Here is a 10,689-nt window from a genome sequence, read left to right on the forward strand (position 1 = left end):
GTGGGTACAGGTCTTGAAAGACAAGTTGCCAGCGACTCCAGGGTTTTGATTAATGCCGAAGGAAACGGTCTGGTTGAATATGTAGATGCAGACCAGGTTAGAATCAAGTATGACCGCACTGAAGAAGAAAGTCTTGTGAGATTTGACAGTGACGTGACTTCATACAATCTGGTAAAATTCAGAAAAACAAACCAAGGAACTTGTATCAACCTGAAGCCAATTGTTAAGAAAGGCGACAGGGTAGCTAAAGGACAGGTTTTATGTCAAGGTTATGCCACTGAAAATGGTGAGTTGGCTCTTGGTAGAAACTTGAAAGTGGCCTTTATGCCCTGGAAAGGGTATAACTTTGAGGATGCGATCGTGATTTCTGAAAAAGTGGTAAGAAATGATGTGTTCACCTCGATTCATATCGATGAGTATTCACTTGAAGTTAGAGATACCAAACTGGGTAATGAAGAGTTGACCAATGATATACCCAACGTTTCAGAAGAGGCCACAAAAGACCTTGACGAAAACGGTATGATTCGCATTGGTGCTGAAGTTAAGCCCGGTGATATCCTTATCGGAAAAATCACTCCAAAAGGTGAAAGCGACCCAACACCCGAAGAAAAATTACTTCGTGCGATATTTGGTGACAAAGCAGGTGATGTAAAAGATGCTTCCCTAAAAGCCTCTCCATCACTTAACGGAGTTGTAATTGATAAAAAACTTTTTGCAAGAGCGATAAAGGATAAACGCAAAAGAGCAAAGGACAAAGAAGACATTGCAGAATTAGAGGTTCTATATGAAACAAAATTCAACGAGTTGAAAGATGTGCTTGTTGAAAAACTTTTTGCAATTGTTGGTGGCAAAACTGCTCAGGGTGTTATGAATGATTTGGGTGAGGAAATTTTCCCGAAAGGAAAAAAATTCACGCTTAAAATGCTTAATGCTGTTTATGACTATACGCATTTAACACAAGGAACCTGGACAACCGATGACGATACAAACCGTCTTGTTGCAGACTTGTTGCACAACTATAAGATTAAGGAGAACGACCTTCAGGGTAACCTGAGACGTGAAAAGTTCACCATCTCTGTAGGAGATGAGCTTCCGGCCGGAATTTTAAAACTTGCCAAAGTTTACATCGCTAAAAAGCGTAAACTTAAAGTGGGTGATAAAATGGCAGGACGTCACGGAAACAAAGGTATTGTTGCCAGAATCGTAAGAGAAGAAGACATGCCATTCCTTGAAGACGGAACCGCAGTTGATATTGTCCTTAACCCACTTGGTGTACCATCGCGTATGAACATCGGACAGATTTATGAAACTGTATTGGGCTGGGCCGGTCAAAAACTGGGTAGAAAGTTTGCAACGCCAATTTTTGACGGTGCAACTTTAGATCAGATCAATGAATTGACTGATGAAGCAGGAATCCCAAGATTTGGACATACTTACCTTTATGACGGTGGCACCGGAGATCGATTCGATCAACCGGCAACTGTTGGGGTAATTTATATGTTGAAACTGGGCCACTTGATTGATGACAAGATGCACGCCCGTTCCATTGGACCATACTCGCTTATCACCCAGCAACCTCTTGGAGGTAAAGCACAGTTTGGTGGACAGCGTTTTGGAGAGATGGAGGTTTGGGCACTTGAAGCATACGGAGCATCAGCAACGCTTAGAGAGATTTTGACAGTGAAGTCTGATGACGTGGTGGGTAGAGCAAAAACCTATGAAGCCATTGTTAAAGGCGAAACTATGCCTGAACCCGGCTTGCCGGAATCGTTTAATGTATTGATGCACGAGCTTAAAGGCCTTGGATTGGACATTAGATTAGAGGAATAACACATTAATAGTTTAATCGTGTTTTGTTCAAAAAGCTCTTAAGAGCAACATTTAATTAAAGAATTTTTATAGCATTATGGCAAAAAATAGAGACAATTACACTGCTCAGAAATTCAACAAGATTTCTATCGGTCTGGCTTCCCCGGAAGCCATCTTGGCAGAGTCAAGAGGTGAGGTTTTAAAGCCCGAAACAATCAACTACCGTACTCATAAACCAGAGCGCGACGGATTGTTTTGTGAGCGCATCTTTGGACCTGTAAAAGATTATGAATGTGCCTGCGGAAAGTATAAGAGAATCCGTTATAAAGGTATCGTTTGTGACCGTTGTGGTGTAGAAGTTACAGAGAAAAAAGTAAGACGTGACAGAGTGGGCCACATCAACCTTGTGGTGCCCATTGCGCATATCTGGTATTTCAGATCACTTCCAAACAAGATTGGTTACCTTCTTGGATTACCTTCCAAGAAACTGGATATGATTATTTATTATGAGCGTTATGTGGTTATACAGCCAGGTATCGCGAAAAATGAAGAAGGCGAACCGGTTCAGAAAATGGATTTCCTTACAGAAGAAGAATACCTGAACATTTTAGACACACTTCCACAGGAAAACCAATATCTTGAAGATGCTGACCCAAACAAGTTTATCGCTAAAATGGGTGCAGAATGTTTAATTGAACTTCTGCAGCGCATTGACCTTGATGTACTTTCATATGACTTGAGACACAAGGCCAATAACGAAACCTCAAAGCAACGTAAAACCGAAGCCCTTAAAAGACTTCAGGTTGTTGAAGCACTAAGAGAATCAAACTTCAACCGTGAGAACAAACCGGAATGGATGATTATGAAAGTCATCCCAGTTATTCCGCCGGAACTAAGACCTCTTGTGCCGCTTGATGGAGGACGTTTTGCAACTTCAGATTTGAATGACCTTTACCGCAGGGTAATTATCAGAAACAACCGTCTGAAAAGATTGGTTGAAATAAAAGCGCCGGAAGTAATTTTACGTAACGAAAAACGTATGCTTCAGGAATCGGTGGATTCATTGTTTGACAACACCAGAAAGTCTTCAGCAGTAAAAACTGATGCCAACAGACCTTTAAAGTCTCTTTCAGATTCATTAAAAGGGAAGCAGGGACGTTTCCGTCAAAACTTGCTTGGTAAGCGTGTTGATTATTCAGCGCGTTCGGTAATTGTTGTTGGACCTGAGTTGAAAATGTTTGAGTGTGGTATTCCAAAAGATATGGCTGCTGAACTTTATAAGCCTTTCGTTATCAGAAAACTGATAGAAAGAGGAATTGTGAAAACCGTAAAATCAGCCAAGAAAATAATTGACAAGAAAGAGCCTGTTGTATGGGATATTTTAGAAAATGTTCTAAAAGGACACCCGGTACTGCTTAACCGTGCTCCAACGCTTCACCGTCTAGGTATTCAGGCATTCCAGCCGAAACTGATTGAAGGAAAAGCAATCCAGTTACACCCGCTTTCATGTACGGCTTTTAATGCCGATTTTGATGGTGACCAGATGGCTGTGCATTTACCTTTGGGGCCTGAAGCAATTCTTGAAGCTCAACTTTTGATGCTTGCATCACATAATATATTGAACCCTGCAAACGGTTCGCCTATTACTGTTCCTTCCCAGGATATGGTTTTGGGTCTGTATTATATGACCAAACTCAGAACATCAACTGAAGAACATAAAGTAGTTGGTGAAGGTTTGACGTTCTATTCTGACGAAGAAGTTATTATAGCCTATAATGAAAAGAGGGTAGAGCTAAACGCCGGAATCAAAGTTAGGACCAAAGACTTCAACGATAAAGGTGAACTTGTAAATCAAATTATCGAAACCACTGTAGGCAGGGTTCTGTTCAACAAAGCCGTTCCGGAAAAAGCAGGATTCTTTAATGAAGTATTGACTAAAAAGTCGCTTCGTGATATTATTGGAAAAATTCTAAAAATTACCGATGTACCAACAACTTCAGGGTTTTTGGACAACATCAAGGATATGGGTTATGAATATGCATTTAAGGGCGGATTGTCATTCAGCCTTGGTGATATTATCATCCCGCCGGAAAAGTACACCATGATTGATGATGCCAATGAGCAGGTAGATGCCATTATGATGAACTATAACATGGGTCTCATTACAAACAATGAGCGTTACAATCAGGTTATTGACATCTGGACCTCAACCAATGCTGCGTTGACTGAACTTTCTATGAAACGTATTAGAGAAGACCAACAAGGATTCAACTCGGTGTATATGATGCTTGACTCCGGGGCAAGGGGTTCTAAGGAACAAATTCGCCAGTTGACCGGTATGCGTGGTTTGATGGCCAAGCCTAAAAAATCAACCGCCGGTGGTGGGGAAATTATTGAAAACCCGATTCTTTCAAACTTTAAGGAAGGACTTTCGATTCTGGAATACTTTATCTCAACTCACGGTGCACGTAAAGGTCTTGCCGATACTGCGCTTAAAACGGCAGATGCCGGTTACCTGACCAGAAGACTTGTGGATGTTTCACAGGACGTAATTATTCAAACTCACGATTGTGGTACTTTAAGAGGTGTTGAAATAAAGGCACTTAAGAAAAACGACGAAATTGTTGAATCTCTTTCAGAAAGAATCGTTGGTCGAATTGCATTGAATGATGTAATTGATCCGATAACGCGTGAAGTTTATGTTGAAGCAGGAGGTCATATTCATGACGATATTGCAGACAGAATCAGTAAATCACCACTTGAAGCAATAGAAGTAAGGTCAGCCTTATCTTGTGAAGCCGAAAAAGGGATTTGTGCACTTTGTTACGGAAGAAACCTTGCTACCGGCAAAATGGTTCAGAAAGGTGAAGCTGTTGGTGTTATTGCTGCACAGTCTATCGGTGAACCCGGAACCCAGCTTACGTTGAGAACATTCCACGTGGGTGGTGTTGCAGGAGGTGTATCTGAAGAAAATAAACTTTTAGCCAAGTTTAATGGTATTGCAGAAATCGACGAACTGGTTACCGTTAAAGGAGAAAACCCTGAAGGTCAGCCGGTTGATATTGTAATTTCCAGAACATCAGAATTGAAACTTGTTGATGATAAAACAGGTATCACTCTTAGTACAAACAACATTCCTTACGGCTCACATATTTTCATTAAGAATGGAAGTAAGATTACCAAGGGAGATGTAATTTGTAAATGGGATCCATACAACGGTGTTATTATTTCAGAATTCCCCGGAAAAATTGCCTATGAAGATATTGAGCAAGGAGTCTCATTCCAGGTTGAAATCGATGAACAAACAGGATTCCAGGAAAAAGTAATTTCAGAATCTAGAAACAAAAAGCTTATTCCAACGCTTTTGATCCAGGATACTAAAGGAAATACCGTTAGGTCATACAACTTGCCTGTGGGAGCCCACATTATGGTTGATGATGGTGAGAAAATTAAAACCGGTAAGGTTTTGGTTAAGATTCCACGGCGTTCTGCAAAAGCAGGCGATATCACCGGTGGACTTCCGCGATTGACAGAATTGTTTGAGGCACGAAATCCTTCAAACCCTGCAATTGTTTCAGAAATTGACGGTGTGGTTTCTTTCGGAAAAATCAAAAGAGGAAACAGAGAGATTGTTATTGAATCCAAGCTTGGTGAAGTAAAGAAATACTTGGTAAAATTGACCAATCAAATCCTGGTTCAGGAGAATGATTTTGTGAAAGCCGGTATGCCACTTTCTGACGGTTCAGTAACTCCAGAAGACATCCTTAAAATAAAAGGCCCATCAGCTGTTCAACAATATCTTGTAAATGAGGTTCAGGAAGTTTATCGCCTTCAGGGGGTAAAAATCAATGATAAGCATTTTGAGGTGGTTGTAAGACAAATGATGAGAAAAGTTAGGATTGACGATCCGGGAGATACAATTTTCCTTGAAGATCAACTTGCACATAAAAATGACTTTACCGAAGAGAACGACAAAATCTTTGGAATGAAGGTGGTAGTTGATTCCGGTGATAGCGAAGTGTTTAAAGCAGGTCAAATCATTACAGCAAGAGATTTGAGGGATGAAAACTCAAACCTGAAACGTTCTGACAAGGCTTTGGTTGATGCACGTGATGCCGTTGCCGCAACTGCAATACCTATATTACAGGGTATTACAAGAGCCTCTCTGCAAACCAAGTCATTTATTTCTGCGGCTTCGTTCCAGGAAACAACAAAAGTGTTGAATGAAGCGGCCGTAAGCGGTAAAATTGACTATCTGGAAGGACTGAAGGAAAACGTAATTGTTGGACACAAGATTCCTGCAGGTACAGGCTTGAGAGATTATGATCATTTCTTGGTGGGCTCTAAAGAAGAACTCAAAGAAATGACAGAGGAAAAACAAGAAGTAAACTATAATTAACAAATTCCCGCGAAAGCGGGAATCTGTTTTTTCATTAACACCATTTTTTATTATGGCAGACAATCAAAATAAACCAAAACAGGGTCAAATCAACATTGAACTTGATGAAAATATTGCTCAGGGCATTTACAGTAACTTGGCAATAATCAACCACTCAGCATCAGAATTTGTAGTTGATTTTGTTACCATTATGCCAGGTGCGCCAAAGAGTAAGGTAAAATCGAGAATCATTCTAACGCCTCAACACGCCAAGCGCTTTTTGAAGGCTTTGAATGACAATATCAAACGTTTTGAGAATGCTCACGGCGAGATAAAAGATTTTGAACAACCGCCCATTCCACTGAATTTTGGACCTACGGGTGAAGCGTAAAACTTAAAAAAGCCTTGCAAACTGCAAGGCTTTTTTTATTTAAATTCTGAAACAAAATGTAGTTTCACATTAGGATATTTATCCTTCGTCATTTGAAGCGTAAACTGTGAATCTGCAAAAAACACCAGTTGTCCTCTTTTGTCTTTTGCCAGAAACTTATTCTTTACCCTGAGGAAATCTTTAAATTCTTCACTTTTTGGGTCTTTAGGATCAACCCAACATGCCTTGTAAACATTTAGGTTTTCATAACTACACTTTGCACCATATTCGTGTTCCAGGCGGTATTGAATAACTTCAAATTGAAGCGCACCAACAGTTCCTATAACTTTTCTCCCGTTCATTTCCAAAGTGAACAATTGAGCAACACCCTCGTCCATCAACTGGTCAATTCCTTTTTCCAGCTGCTTGGTTTTCATGGGGTCTGCATTGTTGATGTATCTGAAAAATTCTGGCGAAAAGCTGGGGATGCCTTTGTATTGCATCAATTCACCTTCAGTTAAAGTATCACCAATCTTAAAACTTCCTGTGTCATGCAACCCAACAATATCACCGGGGTAGGAGATGTCCACTATTTCTTTCTTCTCTGCGAAAAAAGCATTGGGGCTTGAAAACTTCATTTTTTTATTGTTTCTCACGTGAAGGTATGCTTTGTTTCGCTCAAAAGTGCCAGAAACGATTTTTATAAAGGCCAGCCTGTCGCGGTGTTTTGGATCCATATTGGCATGGATTTTAAATACAAATCCACTGAATTCTTTTTCATCAGGCTTTACAAGGCGGGTATCACTTTCTTTAGGTCGTGGTGTTGGCGCAATTTCGGTAAAACAATCCAACAGCTCTCTCACCCCAAAATTATTCAAGGCAGAGCCGAAAAATACCGGTTGTTGGTTTCCTAAAAGATAATCTTCTTTAGAAAATTCAGGATAGACGCCTTCAACCAATTCAAGTTCATCCCTTAATTTGTTTGCAGCCTTATCGCCTATTAGATCAGTAAGTTCAGCAGCGTTTAAATCAGAAATTTCTATGGTTTCTTCAATGTCTCTTTTTGGATCACCTGTAAATAGGTTGATGTTTTTCTCCCAAATATTGTAAATACCTTTAAAGTCATATCCCATACCAATAGGAAAGCTTAAAGGCGTTACACTAAGTTTAAGCTTTTGTTCAATTTCGTCAAGGAGTTCAAAGGCATCCTTACCTTCACGATCGAGTTTGTTGATAAAAACAATTATGGGAATGTTTCTCATTCTGCAAACGTTAACCAGTTTTTCTGTTTGTTCCTCAACTCCTTTTGCAACATCAATAACCACAATAACACTATCGACAGCGGTTAATGTCCTGAAAGTGTCTTCAGCAAAATCTTTGTGACCGGGGGTGTCCAGGATGTTGATTTTAAACCCGTTATATTCAAATGCAAGCACTGAAGTTGCAACTGAAATGCCTCTCTGCCTTTCAATTTCCATAAAGTCACTTGTGGCTCCTTTTTTAACCTTATTTGACTTTACGGCACCGGCTTCCTGTATGGCACCTCCAAAAAGTAAAAGCTTTTCAGTCAAGGTGGTTTTGCCTGCGTCGGGGTGGGAGATAATTCCAAAGGTTCTTCTTCTTGCGATTTCTTTCGTAAAACTCATTCAAAAAATTTTGGCAAAGATAGGCTTAGTTTTCAGTGTATTCAAATCGAAAAAGGAATATTTAATATTCAAGATTTCTGACAATATAAAAGTTAGTTAGGTCTTTAAAATACACATAACTACGTATAAATGTAAATACTTTTCCTACAAAAAAAGTATTGAAATTTTGTCTTTTTGCGCTGTTCAACGATACAATTTGTCATTTGGTCTAATAGTTAAAATTCTCATAATGAATAAGTAAATTCCTACTTATATTTGAACTGATTTTTGATCAAACCAGACAACAACATAAGATATATCATGAAAAACTTTACTTTTTTCAATTCAATTAAGACATCTGTTTTTTGCATTTTATTAGTGTTTGTTTATAGCGCAGCTGATGCACAAGTCGTTCAGGTAATTGAGCCTAACGGTGGTTTTAGTATTGATGGAAATTTACAATCAAATAATCCGGCAGGTGCAGGAGACTGGGTTCAAGGTCCCGCAGGAAGTGGAGGCTTTGTTCTTAATAATGACGGAACACCTGTAAATCCTTTAACTACAGGATTGGTATGGGACTTGTATAATTCAAATACAGATAACGTTTTTACCGGAGGTTCTAAGGCCAACGATAACCCGTTAGACTGGACCTGGTCAAATTCTTCAGCAACAGGCAAAGGTGATATTCACAATGCAATGTATCACATTGCAACCGATGTCAATAATAACGAGTGGGTATTTGTTGCAAGTGATAGAAGAACAACAAATGGGACGAGTTATATTGATTTTGAATTTTATCAAAATACTTTAACTACAAATAACAGCTTTGGGTTTAACTCTGCCGGTCCTCACGGAGGTAGAACAATAAACGATATTTTGTTAACAGTTGAATATGGAAATGGCGGCTCCGTAGCGACAGTGTTTTTCTATATGTGGAAAGATGTTGGTGGAGGAAATTTTGGGTATGTGTTACAGCCCACAGATGCAAACAATATTTTTGCTAGAACTAATGAGAACCCTGTGCCCGTTCCTTTTGGTTCTTTTGGTACAGCCACTTATAACCCGCTTCAATTTGTGGAAGGTGTAATTAATATTACAGCTATCTTAGAGAGTTTACCTAATCCGTGTCTCGGGGCAAGTTTTAAAACCTTATTAATCAAAACTAAAAATTCAAATTCCCTTACAGCTGCACTTAACGATTTTGTTGAGCCTATTCAGGTTCAATTTGATTTTGTAACAGCTGAAATAAGCTATGAGCCAAATTCAGTATGTAGTGACTCAGATCCGGTAATGGTTACACAAACCGGATTACCAGGAGGAACATATACTTCTACACCGGCAGGACTTGATTTAAATCCTAATACCGGGGAGATTAATGTTGCAAATAGTTTGCCGGGAACATATGTAATAACTTATACCTATGGTAATGCTACTTGTGTAAAACAAGCGACTACAACTTTTACTATTACAGAAATTCCAGCAGCCCCTGCGGTAACAGTTACCCAACCGACCTGTGCAAATCCAACAGGAACCATCACGGTAACAGCACCATTAGGAGCAAACCTTGAATACAGCATAGACGGAACAAACTATCAGTCCGGGGTAGTATTTACAGGATTGGTAGCCGGAACTTATCAGGTAACCGTAAGGGACACAAACGATAGCACTTGTGTATCGGATCAAACGGAAGTAACAATCAACGCAGCACCGGATGTACCGGCAGCCCCTGCGGTAACAGTTACCCAACCGACTTGTGCAAATCCAACAGGAACCATCACGGTAACAGCACCATTAGGAGCGAACCTTGAATACAGCATAGACGGAACAAACTATCAGTCCGGGGTAGTATTTTCAGGATTGGTAGCCGGAACTTATCAGGTCACGGTAAGGGACATCAACGATACCACTTGTGTATCTGACGAAACGGAGATCATAATAGATGATGTAGCATCTACACCAGATGCACCTGTCAGTACCGGAGATATTTCAGAATGTGCAACAAATCCAATTCAAACTTTGGATGCAAATGATGCAGTAACTGTTGGGCCTGACGAATCCGTTGTTTGGTATGACGCTGCTGTAGGAGGAAATGTTGTTGCGAATCCTATTTTGAATACTATTGGAAGTGTTACATATTGGGCAGAGGCAGTAAGTGATTCAGACCCAACTTGTGTTAGCTCAGTTAGAACTGCCGTTACTTTGACACTTAGTAACTGTTCAATAGCTTTAGTAAAAGAAGGAGATTTAATGAATAGCGGTGATTGTACCGTAGTTGGAGATACCATCATCTACACATTCAGTGTTTATAATACCGGAGATGCTCCAATTTCGAATGTTGTAATAACAGATCCTTTATTTGAGAATCCAAACCCGGTTGTTTCAATAGATTTTGTTGGTGGAGATACCAACAACGATGGAAACTTAGACACTGATGAAGTTTGGATTTATACAGCAACTTATACAATTACCCAAACCGATTTGGATTTAGGTGAGGTAATCAATCAAGC

Annotated in this window: 5 protein-coding genes; 4 read left to right on the forward strand and 1 reads right to left on the reverse strand. The window is 39.8% G+C overall.

The window, feature by feature from the left end; all coding sequences use genetic code 11:
• From rpoB to AC6F75_RS09585, 3 genes are all read left to right on the forward strand, one after another.
• On the forward strand, positions 1-1,830 hold a 1,830-nt coding region (gene rpoB, locus AC6F75_RS09575), incomplete at its 5' end, for a DNA-directed RNA polymerase subunit beta (protein ID WP_500714787.1).
• 76 nt (positions 1,831-1,906) lie between these two features.
• Positions 1,907-6,208 carry a DNA-directed RNA polymerase subunit beta' gene (gene rpoC, locus AC6F75_RS09580; RefSeq protein ID WP_500714789.1) on the forward strand — a complete coding sequence of 1,434 codons (4,302 nt, stop codon included), beginning with the start codon at positions 1,907-1,909 and terminating at the stop codon, positions 6,206-6,208.
• A 52-nt stretch (positions 6,209-6,260) separates the two neighbouring features.
• Complete coding sequence (locus AC6F75_RS09585; RefSeq protein ID WP_500714790.1) at positions 6,261-6,578, forward strand: DUF3467 domain-containing protein; 318 nt, start codon at positions 6,261-6,263, stop codon at positions 6,576-6,578.
• A gap of 35 nt (positions 6,579-6,613) precedes the next feature.
• On the opposite strand, the gene AC6F75_RS09590 is transcribed toward AC6F75_RS09585, so the two are convergent.
• Positions 6,614-8,203, reverse strand: a complete 1,590-nt coding sequence (locus tag AC6F75_RS09590; RefSeq protein WP_500714791.1) for a peptide chain release factor 3 — start codon at positions 8,201-8,203, stop codon at positions 6,614-6,616.
• A gap of 357 nt (positions 8,204-8,560) precedes the next feature.
• Between AC6F75_RS09590 and AC6F75_RS09595 the strand changes: the two genes are divergently transcribed.
• Positions 8,561-10,689 (forward strand): CLIPPER-2 domain-containing protein (locus tag AC6F75_RS09595; protein WP_500714792.1); only part of this gene is annotated, 2,129 nt, incomplete at its 3' end.

Source organism: Planktosalinus sp. (assembly GCF_059864935.1).

What these genes read in the sequence shown, in the direction of transcription:
- rpoC (WP_500714789.1), top strand. Translation starts at nt 1,907, where the DNA reads ATGGCAAAAAATAGAGACAATTACACTGCTCAGAAATTCAACAAGATT.
- AC6F75_RS09585 (WP_500714790.1), top strand. Translation starts at nt 6,261, where the DNA reads ATGGCAGACAATCAAAATAAACCAAAACAGGGTCAAATCAACATTGAA.
- AC6F75_RS09590 (WP_500714791.1), bottom strand. Translation starts at nt 8,203, where the DNA reads ATGAGTTTTACGAAAGAAATCGCAAGAAGAAGAACCTTTGGAATTATC.